Annotated in this window: 17 protein-coding genes; 8 read left to right on the forward strand and 9 right to left on the reverse strand. The window is 71.8% G+C overall.

What is annotated here, in order from left to right; translation table 11 throughout:
- The first annotated feature begins 79 nt into the window (after positions 1–79).
- Positions 80–652 (forward strand): TetR/AcrR family transcriptional regulator, encoded by a 573-nt coding sequence (locus WYO_RS06920; RefSeq protein WP_007560609.1) that lies wholly within the window; start codon positions 80–82, stop codon positions 650–652.
- Here WYO_RS06920 and queC read toward each other — a convergent pair.
- The 3 genes from queC to cobT all read right to left on the reverse strand — a co-directional run bounded on the left by queC (position 633) and on the right by cobT (position 2,974).
- Complete coding sequence (queC, locus tag WYO_RS06925; RefSeq protein WP_007560610.1) at positions 633–1,358, reverse strand: 7-cyano-7-deazaguanine synthase QueC; 726 nt, start codon at positions 1,356–1,358, stop codon at positions 633–635. The two genes, WYO_RS06920 and queC, sit on opposite strands and share 20 nt — an antisense overlap.
- A complete protein-coding gene (queD, locus tag WYO_RS06930) occupies positions 1,348–1,704 on the reverse strand; it encodes a 6-carboxytetrahydropterin synthase QueD (RefSeq protein WP_007560611.1) in 357 nt (118 codons plus the stop codon). The genes queC and queD overlap by 11 nt, the downstream gene beginning before the upstream one ends.
- 232 nt (positions 1,705–1,936) lie before the next feature.
- Positions 1,937–2,974, reverse strand: coding sequence for a nicotinate-nucleotide--dimethylbenzimidazole phosphoribosyltransferase (gene cobT / locus WYO_RS06935; RefSeq protein ID WP_007560612.1), 1,038 nt, complete (start codon positions 2,972–2,974; stop codon positions 1,937–1,939).
- 142 nt (positions 2,975–3,116) lie between these two features.
- On the opposite strand from cobT, the gene cobS reads away from it, so the two are divergent.
- From cobS to WYO_RS06950, 3 genes are read left to right on the forward strand one after another with little or no spacing between them, the layout of a single operon-like run.
- Positions 3,117–3,941 carry an adenosylcobinamide-GDP ribazoletransferase gene (gene cobS, locus WYO_RS06940; RefSeq protein WP_007560613.1) on the forward strand — a complete coding sequence of 275 codons (825 nt, stop codon included), beginning with the start codon at positions 3,117–3,119 and terminating at the stop codon, positions 3,939–3,941.
- Between the two features lie 52 nt (positions 3,942–3,993).
- Positions 3,994–4,206 (forward strand): DUF1289 domain-containing protein, encoded by a 213-nt coding sequence (locus WYO_RS06945; protein ID WP_007560614.1) that lies wholly within the window; start codon positions 3,994–3,996, stop codon positions 4,204–4,206.
- Positions 4,203–4,895, forward strand: coding sequence for a TIGR02281 family clan AA aspartic protease (locus WYO_RS06950; RefSeq protein ID WP_007560615.1), 693 nt, complete (start codon positions 4,203–4,205; stop codon positions 4,893–4,895). Before WYO_RS06945 ends, WYO_RS06950 begins: the two co-directional genes overlap by 4 nt.
- Positions 4,896–4,907: 12 nt before the next feature.
- On the opposite strand, the gene dusA is transcribed toward WYO_RS06950, so the two are convergent.
- Complete coding sequence (gene dusA / locus WYO_RS06955) at positions 4,908–5,924, reverse strand: tRNA dihydrouridine(20/20a) synthase DusA (RefSeq protein WP_081496943.1); 1,017 nt, start codon at positions 5,922–5,924, stop codon at positions 4,908–4,910.
- 155 nt (positions 5,925–6,079) lie between these two features.
- Complete coding sequence (locus WYO_RS06960) at positions 6,080–6,955, reverse strand: SDR family oxidoreductase (RefSeq protein WP_007560619.1); 876 nt, start codon at positions 6,953–6,955, stop codon at positions 6,080–6,082.
- Positions 6,956–7,415: 460 nt separating this feature from the next.
- Between WYO_RS06960 and WYO_RS06965 the strand changes: the two genes are divergently transcribed.
- Positions 7,416–7,628: a hypothetical protein gene (locus tag WYO_RS06965; RefSeq protein WP_007560624.1), complete on the forward strand. Its 213-nt coding sequence runs from the start codon at positions 7,416–7,418 to the stop codon at positions 7,626–7,628.
- A gap of 133 nt (positions 7,629–7,761) precedes the next feature.
- Here the strand turns inward: WYO_RS06965 and WYO_RS06970 are convergent, their stop codons facing one another.
- Positions 7,762–8,565 carry a porin family protein gene (locus tag WYO_RS06970; RefSeq protein WP_007560626.1) on the reverse strand — a complete coding sequence of 268 codons (804 nt, stop codon included), beginning with the start codon at positions 8,563–8,565 and terminating at the stop codon, positions 7,762–7,764.
- 870 nt (positions 8,566–9,435) lie between these two features.
- Positions 9,436–10,080 (reverse strand): hypothetical protein, encoded by a 645-nt coding sequence (locus WYO_RS06975; RefSeq protein ID WP_007560629.1) that lies wholly within the window; start codon positions 10,078–10,080, stop codon positions 9,436–9,438.
- Positions 10,081–10,291: 211 nt separating this feature from the next.
- Here WYO_RS06975 and WYO_RS06980 point away from each other — a divergent pair, with 211 nt between their 5' ends.
- A complete protein-coding gene (locus tag WYO_RS06980; RefSeq protein WP_007560631.1) occupies positions 10,292–10,561 on the forward strand; it encodes a hypothetical protein in 270 nt (89 codons plus the stop codon).
- A 156-nt stretch (positions 10,562–10,717) separates the two neighbouring features.
- On the forward strand, positions 10,718–11,479 hold the full coding sequence (locus tag WYO_RS06985) for a TerB family tellurite resistance protein (protein ID WP_007560633.1): 762 nt from the start codon (positions 10,718–10,720) through the stop codon (positions 11,477–11,479).
- 11 nt (positions 11,480–11,490) lie between these two features.
- Here the strand turns inward: WYO_RS06985 and WYO_RS06990 are convergent, their stop codons facing one another.
- Positions 11,491–11,892 (reverse strand): type II toxin-antitoxin system VapC family toxin, encoded by a 402-nt coding sequence (locus WYO_RS06990; protein WP_007560635.1) that lies wholly within the window; start codon positions 11,890–11,892, stop codon positions 11,491–11,493.
- The gene (locus WYO_RS06995; protein WP_007560637.1) at positions 11,889–12,161 is read right to left on the reverse strand and encodes a hypothetical protein; all 273 of its coding nucleotides are present in this window, start codon (positions 12,159–12,161) and stop codon (positions 11,889–11,891) included. The genes WYO_RS06990 and WYO_RS06995 overlap by 4 nt, the downstream gene beginning before the upstream one ends.
- Positions 12,162–12,281: 120 nt before the next feature.
- On the opposite strand from WYO_RS06995, the gene WYO_RS07000 reads away from it, so the two are divergent.
- Positions 12,282–13,034, forward strand: a complete 753-nt coding sequence (locus WYO_RS07000) for an N-acetylmuramoyl-L-alanine amidase (RefSeq protein WP_007560638.1) — start codon at positions 12,282–12,284, stop codon at positions 13,032–13,034.
- The last annotated feature ends 8 nt before the right edge of the window (positions 13,035–13,042 follow it).

Here is a 13,042-nt window from a genome sequence, read left to right on the forward strand (position 1 = left end):
GGGCGGTCAAGTGGCATGTTGGGGAACGGGCGCCGGGCGGTCACACGTTCGCGCGAGCCGCAGAGACGATGTCCAAGCGATGCGAGACACCCGCGCCGAGCTGCTGAGTCAGGCCGAGACCCTGGTCCGGGGGCGCGGCTTTGCCGGGTTCAGCTACGCCGACCTCGCCGAGGCGGTGGGCATCCGCAAGGCGAGCATCCACCACCATTTCCCGACCAAGGTCGATCTCGGTGCGGCCCTGGTGGCGGCCTATGCCGACCGCTACGACGCCGCCCTGGCGGCGATCCGCGCGGACGTACCGGACGGCCCGGGGCGGATCGCGGCCTATGGACAGCTCTATCTCGGCGGCGTCGAGCAGGGGCTCGGCTGCCTGTGCGCGGCGCTCGCCATCGAGGGCGAGGCCCTGCCCGAGCGCCTGCGCCACGACATCGCGACGTTCTTCGAGGGGCATCTCGCCTGGCTGGAGGCGGTGCTGCGCGCGGGGCAGGCGGATGGCAGCGTGCGGTCCGGACCTGAACCCGCGGTGCTCGCCCGCTACGTCATCGCCACGCTGGAGGGGGCGCTGCTGATGGAGCGGCTGTTCGCGAGCCCGGCGGCGTTTTCAGGGACGCTGGCGGTGCTGGTGGACGGTCTCAGGCCGCAGAGGCGGTGAATCGCGCGAACCCGTCCGCCCGCAGCCGGCAGGCCGGGCAGGTGCCGCAGCCGTAGCCCCAGGCGTGGCGCGCCCCGCGCTCGCCGAGATAGCAGGTGTGGCTGTCCTCGACGATCAGCTCGACCAGCGGCTGGCCGCCCAGATCCTCGGCGAGGCCCCAGGTCTGCGCCTTGTCGAGCCACATCAGCGGCGTGTGCAGCACGAACCGGCGCTCCATGCCGAGGTTGAGCGCGACCTGCAGCGCCTTGATCGTGTCGTCCCGGCAATCGGGATAGCCGGAATAGTCGGTCTCGCACATGCCGCCGACCACGTGCCGGATCCCGCGCCGATAGGCGAGCGCCGCCGCGAAGGTCAGGAACACGAGGTTGCGGCCGGGCACGAAGGTGTTGGGCAGGCCCGATTCCGCGAAGCCGATCTCGGCGTCCCGGGTCAGCGCCGTCTCGGAGATTTTGCCCAAAGCGTCGAGGGCGACCGTGTGATCCGCGCCGAGGCGCGTCGCCCAGGCCGGGTCGATGCGGCCCATGCCGGCGCGCAGGACCGCACGGCGGTCGAGCTCGACCCGGTGGCGCTGGCCGTAATCGAACCCTAAGGTCTCGACATGGTCGAACCGGTCCAGCGCCCAGGCGAGGCAGGTGGCCGAATCCTGGCCGCCGGAGAACAGCACCAGCGCCGAGCGGTCGCCGATGATCGCAGCTTCAGTCGCCATCGTACTCGGCCCAGGACATCGGCGTCTCCGCGACCCGCACCCGGGCGAGCCCCGGCAGGTCCGGCCGCAGGCGATGCCAGATCCAGGCCGCGATGTTCTCCGCGGTCGGATTCTCCAGCCCCTCGATCTCGTTGAGGCAATGGTGGTCGAGCCGGGCCAGGAGCGGGCCGAAGATCGATTCGATGTCGTAGAAGTCGATCACCCAGCCCGTATGCGGATCCACGGGCCCGGAGACGGTCAACTCGACCCGGTAGGAATGCCCGTGCATCCGGTGGCAGCGATGCGTGGCGGGCACGTTCGGCAACCGATGGGCCGCCTCGAAGGTGAAGGCTTGGGTGATGTTCATCGTTTTTTTCGTAGCGATCCCACCCGCGCCCTCATCCTGAGGTGCCCGGCGATCGGAGATCGACGGGCCTCGAAGGAGCCCTCCAGGGACCGCCGCGAGTCCCGGAGCCCTCCTTCGAGGGCTCCGCTTCGCTGCGCCACCTCAGGATGAGGTGATCTGGTGGGAGGGACGCGGGATCGACGGATCCGTTATCGGGTCCGCCCGATATAGCATCGAATCGCGGCTCGCGCGCCTACCCGGCGCTCTTCCCGGAAACCCCCGCCTGCGCGAAGGTCGCCATGCCGGTATGGCAGGCGAGCGCGCCCTTGAGCAGGCCGATCGCCATGCCGGCGCCGGACCCCTCGCCGAGCCGCATCCCCAGCGCCAGCAGCGGCACGAGGCCGAGCCGCTCCAGCACCTCCGCGTGGACGCCCTCCGCGGAGACGTGGCCGGCCAGGCAATGGTCGAGGGCCGACGGGTCAGCGGCATGGAGGAGCGCCGCCGCCGCGGTGGCGACGTAGCCGTCGATCACCACCGGGATGCGCTGCAGGCGCGCGGCCAGGATCGCCCCCGCCATGGCGGCGATCTCGCGGCCGCCAAGCCGGGCGAGCATCTGGAGCGGGTCGCCGAGATGGCCGGCATGGTGCGCGAGCGCCGCCTCCACGGCCGCGACCTTCCGGGCGAGCCCGTCCTGATCGATTCCGGTGCCGCGCCCGACCCAGACGGCGGGCTCGCCGCCGAACAAGGCGGCGTAGAGGGCGGCCGCCACCGTGGTGTTGCCGATGCCCATCTCGCCGATGCCGAGGCAATCGGTGCCGGCGGCCACCGCCTCCATGCCGAACGCCATGGTCGCCACGGTGGCGCGCTCGTCCAGGGCCGGGCCCTCGGTGATGTCGCCGGTCGGCATGTCGAGGGCGAGGTCGAACACCTTGAAGCCGAGCCCGTAGGCGGCGCAGATCTGGTTGATCGCCGCCCCGCCGGCGGCGAAATTGTCGAGCATCTGCCGGTTGACCGCGTCCGGGAAGGCCGAGACGCCCTTGCGGGTCACCCCGTGGCTGCCGGCGAAGACGCAGACCAGGGGCCGGTCGAGGCTCGGGGGCGCCTTGCCCTGCCAGGCGGCCAGCCAGGACACGAGATCCTCCATCCGCCCGAGGGAGCCCGCCGGCTTGGTCAGGGTCGCGTCCCGGGCGGCCACCGCCTCCTGGGCGTCCCGGTCGGGGCCCGGCATCGCCTTGAGCAGTTTGCGGATATCGTCGAACGGGCCCGGATCTGTTTTTGCGGCGTCGGTCATGGCGGCGATGATTTCCTGTGGGCGCCCGCGAACGGGGAGACGACGGCGTATCGGGACGCCTATAGTGATTCTGCGCCGCCTGACCGTTCGCGATCGGCTCGCCCCACCGGGGCGCGGTGGCGGGTGGTGGCGAGAGGCCGCGATGGACAGGCAGACCGGCGGGGAGGCCGATTGGCCCGGGCGCGGCGCCCTCTACGACCTCGCCGGGTGTCTGCGGTTCTACTCCCGCCTGCCCGTGCCGCAACTGCCCGGTGAGCCGGACCCGCATCGGGTCCCCGATTTCACCGCCCTGCCCCGGATGCTGCCGCTCGCCGGCCTGATCCTGGCGCTGCCCGCCGCCCTGGTGCTGGCGGTCGGCTGGTGGATCGGGTTGGGGCCGTTCCTGGCCGCGACCCTGGCGGTGGCCGTCATGGTCCTGGCCACGGGCGCGCTCCACGAGGACGGGCTGGCCGACGTCGCCGACGGTTTCGGCGGCGGTGCCACGCTCGAGCGGCGCCTGGAGATCATGCGCGACAGCCGGATCGGCGCCTATGGCGGGGCGGCCCTGGTCCTGGCGCTGGCGCTGCGCATCGGCGCGCTGGCGACGCTGCTGGACCGCACCGGCTACGCGGCCGCGACCGCGCTGATCCTGGTCGCCGCCCTGTCCCGGCTCGCCGCCCTCGCCCCGATGGTGCTGCTGCCGCCGGCGCGGCCCGGCGGCCTCTCCGCCTCCGTCGGTCGTCCGAACCGCGCGAGCCTGTGGGTCGCCCTCGCGATCGGTCTCGCGGTGGCGCTCGGCGGCGTGATCCTCGGCCTGCCGCTGCGCGGCGTCGCGCTGATGATCCTGTGCGCCGGCCTCGCGGCCCTCGCGCTGACCCGCCTCGCCCGGCACATGATCGGCGGTCAGACCGGGGACGTGATCGGCGCCTGCCAGCAGATCGCCGAGATCGCCGCCCTGCTCGCCCTCGTGGCGGCCTCGGCGGATTGATGCGGCATCCCGGGCCTTGATCGAGCCACGATCCCGCGTCCAAGGATCGGCGATGTCGCCCGCGCCCAAGCCCTCGTCCCCCTGCACCAAGGTCTGCGTGCTCGACGCCGCCAGCGGGCTGTGCCGCGGCTGCGGCCGGACCCGCGACGAGATCGCCGCCTGGGGCGGGATGCCGGAAGCCAAGCGCCGGGCCATCATGGCCGGGCTCGGCGCCCGGATGCGCGGGGCCGGGTTCACGTCCTTTGAGGAGCCGCTGCCGTCATGATCTATCTCGGGCTTGCCGCCATCGCGCTGGTCACGGCCGTCCTGGTCCTCAGCGACGGCAGCGACAGCATCGGCGGCGTGATCGAGCCCGACCACCTCGCCGCCCTCGCCTCCACGGGGGGCATCCTGGCCCTGGTGGTCGCCGGCTACTGGCGGCAATTCCGGTCCGCGCTCGGACCGAACCTGCGCGCGCTCTTCGCCTGGGCGCTGATCGGGCTCGCCCTGGTGATCGGCTACAGCTACGGCGACCGGTTCCAGGGCGTCGGCGCCCGGGTGCTCGGCGATCTCCGGCCCGGCTCGGCCGTGTCCGGCCCCGGCGGCTCCGTGACGATCACCCGCCGTGCGGACGGCGATTTCCGGGTCGAGGCCGAGGTCAACGGCCGGGTGCAGCCGTTCCTGTTCGATACCGGGGCGAGCAGCGTCGTGCTGACCGCCGAGAACGCCGCGGCTCTCGGCATCACCCCGGCGCCGGCCGATTTCACCGCCCGGGTCTCCACAGCCAACGGCATCGCCTATGCCGCGCCGATCCAGCTCGATTCGCTGCGTGTCGGCACGATCAGCGAGCGGCGGGTGAACGCCATGGTGGCCCGGCCCGGCTCGCTCGCCGGCAACCTGCTGGGCCAGACCTTCCTGACGCGCCTCTCCGCCTACGAGGTCCGGGGTGACCGGCTGATCCTGAGCCCGCCCTGACGGGCGTGGCTCTCAGGCCGCCCGGGCCTCCGGTATCTCGCGCGAGACCGTGGCCACCGCGTCCCGCAGGGTCTGGAGCCCGGCATCCGGCCGCATCCCGTGGGTCGAGAGGTGGCGCCGGAAGGCCCGCGCGCCCGGCCGGCCGTTGAACAGCCCGAGCATGTGGCGGGTGACCGCGTGCAGGCGCTCGCCGCGGGCGAGCACGTCGGCGATGTAGGGCTCGAACGCCTCCACGGCCGCGAAGGCGTCGGGCACCGGCGCGGCGACGCCGAACAGCGTCGGATCGACGCCGAGCAGCAAAGCCGGCTCGGTATAGGCGGCGCGGCCGACCATCACGCCGTCGACCTCGGCGAGGCGGTCTTGCGCGGCGTCGAGGTCGCGCAGGCCGCCATTGACCGCCACCGGCAGGGCGCCGAGCCGCCGCTTCAGCCGGGCGGCGCGGCCGTAATCGAGGGGCGGCACATCGCGGTTCTCCTTGGGCGACAGGCCCTGGAGCCAGGCCTTGCGGGCATGGACGATCAGCCCGTCCACCCCGGCGGTCACGACCGCGTCGGCGAGCGCGTCGAGGGCCGCTTCGGGATCCTGGTCGTCGACGCCGATCCGGCATTTGACCGTCACCGGCACGGAGACCGCGGCCTTCATGGCGGCCACGCAATCGCCCACCAGGGCCGGCTCGCGCATCAGGCAGGCGCCGAAACGGCCGTCCTGCACCCGGTCGGACGGGCAGCCGACATTCAGGTTGATCTCGGCATAGCCGAACTCCGCGGCGATCCGCGCGGCCTGCGCCAGCTCGGCCGGATCGGACCCGCCGAGCTGCACCGCCACCGGGTGCTCCAGATCCGAGAAGCCGAGCAACCGCTCGCGCGGCCCGTGCAGCACCGCGCCGGTGGTGACCATCTCGGTGTAGAGCCGCGCCCGCGCCGACAGGGTGCGGTGGAAGGCCCGGCAATGCCGATCGGTCCAATCCATCATCGGGGCGACGGAGAACCGCCATCCCGGAAGTGCGCCGCAAGTCTCAGCCGCCGTCACGTGCCAGATCCGTATTGCCCCGCGCGTCGGGTGTCGTCCTGCGGGTTGGGGGGAGAGGCCGCTGATACCACGACGGAGCGGGTCCCGAACAGCGCACGGAGTTGCGGGACACCGCCGTGTCCGGCGACGGGCGGTATCCCGGTCGTGGCCCGCGATCAGAATACCGGCATCGCGCCCGCTACGGTGATCAGCGCGCCGGAGGTGTAGCTGCTGTCCTCGGAGGCCAGCATCACGTAGGCGGAGGCGAGCTCGGCCGGCTGGCCCGGACGGCCGAACGGCACCTGGTCGCCGAAGGATTTCACCGAATCCTGGCTCATCCCGGACGGGATGAACGGCGTCCAGATCGGGCCCGGCAGCACGCCGTTCACCCGGATGCCCTTCTCGGCGAGCAGCTGCGAGAGGCTCAGCACCATGTTGCTCAGCGCGCCCTTTGTGGCGCTGTAGGCCATGAGCGACGGCATCGGGTGCTTGGAGTTCACCGACGAGGTGAAGATCACCGAGGCGCCGGGCTTCAGGTGGGCGAGCGCCGCCTTGGTCACGTAGAACGGGCCGAACACGTTCGTGCGGAAATGGTCCTCGAAGATCGTGTCCTCGATGGCGTCGAGGCCCTGGTTCGGCTGCTGGAACGCGCCGTTGTTGACCAGCACGTCGAGGCGGCCGAAGGTCTCGACGGTGCGGGCGACGATCGAGCGGCCATAGGCTGGGTCCTTGAGATCGCCCGGCAACAGCAGCGCGCGCCGGCCGGCCTTCTCGATCCAGCCGCTCACCGCCTCCGCATCGGCCTGCTCCTCCGGCAGGTACGAGATGGCGACGTCGGCGCCCTCGCGGGCATAGGCGATCGCCACAGCGCGGCCGATGCCGCTGTCGCCGCCGGTGATCAGCGCGACCTGGCCGGTGAGCTTGCCGGAGCCCTTGTAGCTCTCCTCACCATGATCGGGCTCGGGCGCCATCCGGCCGGTCTTGCCTGGGAAACTCTGGGGCTGCGCCTCGAAGGGCGGGCGCGGATACTTGTGCAGCGGATCAGTGGTCATGCGGGCCTCGCGTTGGGATGGGAGTCCAACGATGGGTCCTGCGGGGTGTTCCTGCGCCCCGCCGACGCGCCGGGCGCGGGACGGCCGCGTTTCAGGGCGGGACCGCTCGACGACACAGGGCAGCAACAGGCGGCCTTCAGTGTGGAACCCAGGGAGGCGGCGCCATGGTCGAGTGTCAACCGGATGATCGGGTCGCGCGCATCATCGATGGCGCGTTGCTCGGCGCCGCGGCGCCGTCGCGCGCCTGCGGCCTGGCCACGGAGCTCTGGGGCCTGGTCCTGTGAGCGACGCGCCGGTTCGACACGGGTGTTAGGCTGGAGCGCCATGCGTCGGACCGGCCTCGATCGCACCGCCGTCACGCTGATCTGCGCGGGCCTCGTGCTCCTCGCGCTGGCGCAGATGCTGGTCGGCTTCCCGTGATGCGCCGGAGGGCTCGCCTGCGCGGCCGGGAGCGGGCCGAATGCTGAACCGCGTCCTCGTGTCGGCGACGCTGATCGCGGTGGCCGCGTTCCTGTTCTATCTGGCAAGCCTCGCGCGCGACGCCCTGTCGCCGAACGAGACCTACGCGGCCAGCATCGGCCTGACCCTCGACCAATGCGCGGCGGCACAGGACGGGCTCACGGAGGCGGAGGCCCGCGCCTATTGCCGGCGGCCGGTGCCGAAGCGGCCCTGAACGGCCTGCGGCCTCGGGCGATGGCGTCCGGGCCGCGTGATCGACGTTCGGCCGGGTTCGAGACAGGCCTTCCGCCGGGACTGTCCCGAAGCCCGATCCGGCCTGATTGCATCAGGCCGTCGCGCCCTGCGCTTTAGCTGCCGAACTTGTAGTTCAGGCCGAAGCGGCCGAGCACGCCCTCGTTGCGGAAGCGGGCGGCGTAGGCGCCGACGCCCGGTCCGACCGCCACGAGCGGCACGGTGCGGCGGCCGAGGTCGTAGTACAGCGCCTCGCCCTTCAGGGTCACCGCGTTGGAATGGAAGATGTTGAACACGGAATCGGTGGGCAGCGCGAACTCGATGCCGCCGCCGGCCGCGTAGCCGGTCTCGACGCGCGAGCTGCTGCCGTAGAAGTTCGGCTGGCCGGCCGCCGTCTGGAAGACGCCGCGATAGGTCTCGGACCCATAGGCGAAGCCGCCGGTGGCGTAGACGAGGGTGCGGTCGAAGGCGTAGCCGACGCGGCCGCGCACGGTCCCGAGGAAATCGCCCATCTGCCGGAAGGTGCTGATGCCGCCCAGGCGCCCGGTGGTGCTGCGGGTGCGGTTCAGGTCGGTATAGGCCAGATCGGCCTCGGCACCGACGACGAAGCCGGAACCGGGCGTGAACTGGAAATTGTAGCCAAGCTGGCCGCCGCCGGTGAAGCCGTCCCGCGGCAGGCCCAGAGCGGCCGGACGGTTGCCGACCCGGACGCCGTCGTTGCCCGGGAACACGCCGGCCGTCGTCACGCTGTCCTTGGTCGTGGTGATGTAACCGGCATTGATGCCGAAATAAGCGCCGGCCCAGGAGAAGACCGGAACGGGCGGCGGCGGGGGCGTATACGCGCGGCGAGGCAGATCTGCTGCGGACACAGCGGCCGTCAACGCCGTGAAGGCGGCCAGGGAAGCGATGGTCTTGCGCATAGTTCGGGGATCCAAGAATACGAATTTCCGACATCGTATCCAAAGCTTGGGCGCAGGGCTGTGATCTGCATGCAACACTTGGAGCTTGCATTATGTATAAGCGATCTGGCCTCAAGGTTTGCGAAATGAAAGATCGAATATTTCAGACGTTCTGTCTTCAAGGCGTTCTTGGCGACCGTTTCTGATATCGACGACGCCCTGCGATTGATTGAAGCTGCTCTTCGGCGGGAAGGGTTCGCTGCCGCCGGCGCGATCCGACCGGGGCGCGAGAATGGGGCAAAGCCTCCGATCCTCTGCCGATCCTCTGCGCCGATCTCGCGCGCAAGGCGACGGTTCGGGACAGGCCGCGCTGCGAGAGCGTGAGCTATTCCGGCTCGCTTCGCCGCGCACAATGGCGGGCGGGGAGCCCCGGGGCCGATCGCGACGTGGCGATGGGGCAGGCCCGTCGATCGGCCGGGCCGGTCTGGCCCCCGCTCGGGATCTTCGCCCGCTGCCAGGGTGCGTCCGGGCCGTCACGCCAGGCGTGCCAACCCTCGTCGATCGCCCAACGCGGTCAACGATCCGTCGCGCAGCACCACGCTTCGCAGCGACACCACCGCGGCGTCTTCCACGCTCGGGCGCTCGGAGGAGCCGTCATGGAACCGCCATCGTCGGCATCGTGGGGCCGTGAGCGATCCAGGCCCCGGCGCGAATGAGGCTGGGCGTCGTCAGCAGCGCGGCATCCGGTGGGTCGCGGAAGATCCACTCCGTCAACCGCCCCTCTCGGCGACGCCACGGGTCCGGGATTCGGTCGACGGTCCCGCGCCGGCATCCCGGAACGTCCGCGCCACGAAACGGGCGCCGAACCGGGATCGGCTTCGACCGCGCCCGTCAGTGGTCGTGGTTGCAGCCGGGGCCGTGGACGTGACCGGGATGCGCATGGTCATGGTCATGCGCATGATCATGAGCCTTGGGGTGATCGTGCGCCTTGGCGTGGTCATGGGCTTCGGCATGGTCGTGCCCGTGATGGCCGTGATCGTGATCGTGCGTGTGCCCGTGATCGTGTCCGTGATGGTCGTGGCTATGGTCGTGCCCGCAGGTGCTGTGGTCGTGCGCGGCGCGCTCCGGCCGGAAGGCGCGCGAGACCGGGCTCGCGGTGCAGCCCTGCCCGCGCACCAGCTCGGCATTGGCCGGGGAAGCCGGGACGTAGAGCACGTCGGCGGCGATCTCGGCGGGGACGTGGTTGCCGCCGAGCTGCCAGGCCAGGCGGGTCAGCCGGGCCGGGTTCTCGGCGCGGACCTCCAGCAGATCCTCCGCGGCCGCCCGGATGGCGACCAGGCGGCCGTCCTCCAGGCGCAGGGCATCGCCGTCCTCCAGCGCCGCCGCCTTGGTGAGCGCCACCTCGAAGGCGAGCCCGCCCTCCGCGACGAGGGATCCGGAGGCCGCCGCCCGGGCGGCGTGATCGAGGCTCACCGTGTCGGCGACGCGGTCGGGGCGAACCGCGGCCCGGCGGACGATCGTGGTGGCTCTCGACATGGGATCCTCGCGGATGGCGTCGCGGCGCCCCGGCCGGAGCGCCGCCTCTCGGGCGGTGGCATAGGGCGAGACGGGAAGCGGGTGCAACTCTCCGTCGCCGCGCGTGGAACCTTAGCCGTATGGCCGGCATTGCTTTCCTGCTAAGCTCACCGCGATCCGCGACGATCACGGCCGACGGCCGGACCGGATGCACAAGGGAGATCAGGGGACCATGAAGAAGCTGACCGCAGCCGCCCTCGCCACCATCGCCGCCCTGTCGCTGGGCGCCTGCAACACCCCCGAGGATCGCGCGCTCGGCGGCGCCGGCCTCGGCGCCCTCACCGGTGCAGCCATCGGCGCGGCCGCCACGGGCCGCGCGGGCGGTGCCCTGGCGGGTGCCGCGATCGGCGGCGCCGGCGGTGCCATTGTGGGCGCCTCGACCGCGCCGCGCTGCCCCTACGGCACCTACCGGGATGCCTACGGCAACATCTACTGCCGCTAAGGCGCCGGAGCGGGGGCCGGGACGCGTCCCGGCCCTTCCGCGCGGCCTGAGGAGCGGCTATCCCGGCCCCCGGCCGGGCGCGTCCCCGGTGCGGGACCCAAAGCCGCCGACCATGATCGCACCGCGTCCACGATCCCGCTCGGGGCCGCCCCGCCCATGAGCCAGGAGGTCGACAAGGCTCAGCCTAAGGCTCAGGGGAAGCCCCAGGGACCTTGGGGCAAGCTCGGCGGCGCCGGGCTCGGGCTTGCCATCGGCGGCCCGCTCGGGGCGCTGATCGGCGGCGTCGCGGGCCATTTCCTGGTCGATCGAATCGGCGCGCCCTTCGGCCCGACCCCGCGCGACGTGGTGTTCACCACCGGGCTGGTGGCGCTGGCCGCCAAGATGGCCAAATCCGACGGCGTGGTGCTGCCCTCCGAGGTCGAGGCGTTCGGCCGCGTCGTTCACGTCGAAGAGTCGGCGCGGGCCGGCGTCGAGCGGCTGTTCGATCTGGCGAAGAAGACCACCAACGGCTTCGAAGCCTATGCCCGGCAACTCGCGGCGACCTTCGGGGACGAGCCCGCCCTCCTCGAAGACGTGCTCGACGGCCTGTTCCAGATCGCCGGCGCCGACGGGGCCCTGCACGAGGCGGAAGAGCGCTACCTGCGCGCGGTCTCGGGGATCTTCGGCTTCGACGAGGCCGCGTTCCGCCGCATCGCGGCGCGGCACGTGCGGCTGCCGGACGATCCCTACGCGGTGCTGGGGCTCGACCGGGATGCCGACGACGCGACCGTGAAGGCGCGCCACCGGGCGCTCGTCGCCGAGCACCATCCCGATCGGGCGCTGGCCCGGGGCCTGCCCGCCGAGGCGGTGGCGATCGCCACGCGCCGGCTCGCGGCCATCAACGCCGCCTACGACCGGATCGTGCAGGAGCGCGGATAGCGGTGAGCGCCTCAGGCCGCAGGGTCGGAGCAGGTGACGACCCGCACCGGATACCGGGGGGCATGTCGATCCTCGGATACGAAACCAGCATCCTCGCTGATCGCCTGCGCGAGGAGCAGATGATCGAAGGGATCGCGATGATCGGGGTGCTTCGGCAGGCCGCCGAGCACCGTGAGATGCGCGGGCCGGATATCGAGCCGGACGAACTGGTCCTGCGTGAGGGCCGCATCGATCTCCGCGATATCGGCCTGAAGCTTTCCGATCCGCACTTTGACGACGATCTCCCAAAGCGATGCCACGCTGACCAGCACGTCGTTGCCGGGATCCGCGATCAGCGCTCGCGCCTGCCGTCCGAGCGCATCGTCATCACCGAGCCACCAGAGGAGGGCGTGGGTGTCGAGCAGGAGCTTCACGGCTCCTCGCCTTGCATCGCCGCCAGCATGTCGGGCGGGAGCGTGTCGAAATCCGGCGCCATGCGGATCCGGCCGCGGAGCGCCCCGGGGGTACGGTCTGCCCGAACCGCGTCTGCGGGCGGCCGAATCTCGGCCAAGACTTCGCCCCGCGACGTGACCAGAAACGTATGGCCGTTCCGCGCCTCGCGCAGGAAGGCGTCAATATGGCTCCGGAACGTCCTCACGCCGATGCGCCGGGGCGTTGTCTTGTTCCGGACCGGGCCGGCCATCGTCGACCTCCGCTGTGGCCCCGCATGTGGGCGCATCGCCCGAACGCCGTCAATGACGGGCCGGCGCGATCCGGTATTTTCGACGGCGCATCGAGGCGCGAACCATGGCACAAGCCCGCCATGACGCTGACCCCGGACAGCCCCCTCGCCCGCCGCGTCGCGCCCTCGCCGAACCATGGCGAGCGCCGCGGGCAGCGACCCGACATGCTGATCCTGCACTACACCGGCATGGCCAGCGGGGCCGCCGCGCTGGCGCGGCTGCGCGACCCGCTGAGCGAGGTCTCGGCTCATTACCTCGTGTTCGAGGATGGCGGCATCGTCCAGATGGTGCCGGAGGCCCGCCGCGCCTGGCACGCCGGCCAGGGGGCCTGGAAGGGCGTCAGCGACCTCAATTCCTGCTCGATCGGGATCGAGATCGTCCATCCGGGCCATGCCGGCGGGCTGCCGCCCTACCCGGACGCGCAGGTCGCCGCGGTGATCGCCCTGTCCCGGGACATCCTGGAACGCTGGCCGATCCCGCCGGAGCGGGTCCTGGCCCATTCCGACGTTGCCCCCGAGCGCAAGGAGGATCCGGGCGAGACGTTCCCGTGGGAGCGCCTCGCCGCCGCGGGCGTCGGCCACATCGTGCCGCCGGCCGGCCTGCGGGACGGGCGGTTCTTCGCGCAGGGCGATGCCGGCCAGCCCGTGGAGGCGCTGCAGGCGATGTTCGCCCTCTACGGCTACGACCTGTCGGTGACCGGAACCTTCGACGCGCGCACGCACGCGGTCGTCACGGCGTTCCAGCGCCATTTCCGCCAGGCGCGGGTGGATGGCGTGGCCGATGCCTCGACCATCACCACCCTGCGCGACCTGATCGCCGCCCTGCCGGCTTGAAGCCGGAA

The organism is Methylobacterium sp. GXF4, from assembly GCF_000272495.1.
Lineage (GTDB): Bacteria > Pseudomonadota > Alphaproteobacteria > Rhizobiales > Beijerinckiaceae > Methylobacterium > Methylobacterium brachiatum.

Coding starts and splice junctions, on each gene's coding strand:
- WYO_RS06945 (WP_007560614.1), top strand. CDS start 3,994: ATGTCGCCCGCGCCCAAGCCCTCGTCCCCCTGCACCAAGGTCTGCGTG.
- queC (WP_007560610.1), bottom strand. CDS start 1,358: ATGGCGACTGAAGCTGCGATCATCGGCGACCGCTCGGCGCTGGTGCTG.
- WYO_RS06980 (WP_007560631.1), top strand. CDS start 10,292: ATGAAGAAGCTGACCGCAGCCGCCCTCGCCACCATCGCCGCCCTGTCG.
- WYO_RS06970 (WP_007560626.1), bottom strand. CDS start 8,565: ATGCGCAAGACCATCGCTTCCCTGGCCGCCTTCACGGCGTTGACGGCC.
- WYO_RS06985 (WP_007560633.1), top strand. CDS start 10,718: ATGAGCCAGGAGGTCGACAAGGCTCAGCCTAAGGCTCAGGGGAAGCCC.
- WYO_RS06995 (WP_007560637.1), bottom strand. CDS start 12,161: ATGGCCGGCCCGGTCCGGAACAAGACAACGCCCCGGCGCATCGGCGTG.
- cobT (WP_007560612.1), bottom strand. CDS start 2,974: ATGACCGACGCCGCAAAAACAGATCCGGGCCCGTTCGACGATATCCGC.
- WYO_RS07000 (WP_007560638.1), top strand. CDS start 12,282: ATGACGCTGACCCCGGACAGCCCCCTCGCCCGCCGCGTCGCGCCCTCG.
- WYO_RS06920 (WP_007560609.1), top strand. CDS start 80: ATGCGAGACACCCGCGCCGAGCTGCTGAGTCAGGCCGAGACCCTGGTC.
- WYO_RS06950 (WP_007560615.1), top strand. CDS start 4,203: ATGATCTATCTCGGGCTTGCCGCCATCGCGCTGGTCACGGCCGTCCTG.
- queD (WP_007560611.1), bottom strand. CDS start 1,704: ATGAACATCACCCAAGCCTTCACCTTCGAGGCGGCCCATCGGTTGCCG.
- WYO_RS06960 (WP_007560619.1), bottom strand. CDS start 6,955: ATGACCACTGATCCGCTGCACAAGTATCCGCGCCCGCCCTTCGAGGCG.
- WYO_RS06975 (WP_007560629.1), bottom strand. CDS start 10,080: ATGTCGAGAGCCACCACGATCGTCCGCCGGGCCGCGGTTCGCCCCGAC.
- WYO_RS06965 (WP_007560624.1), top strand. CDS start 7,416: ATGCTGAACCGCGTCCTCGTGTCGGCGACGCTGATCGCGGTGGCCGCG.
- cobS (WP_007560613.1), top strand. CDS start 3,117: ATGGACAGGCAGACCGGCGGGGAGGCCGATTGGCCCGGGCGCGGCGCC.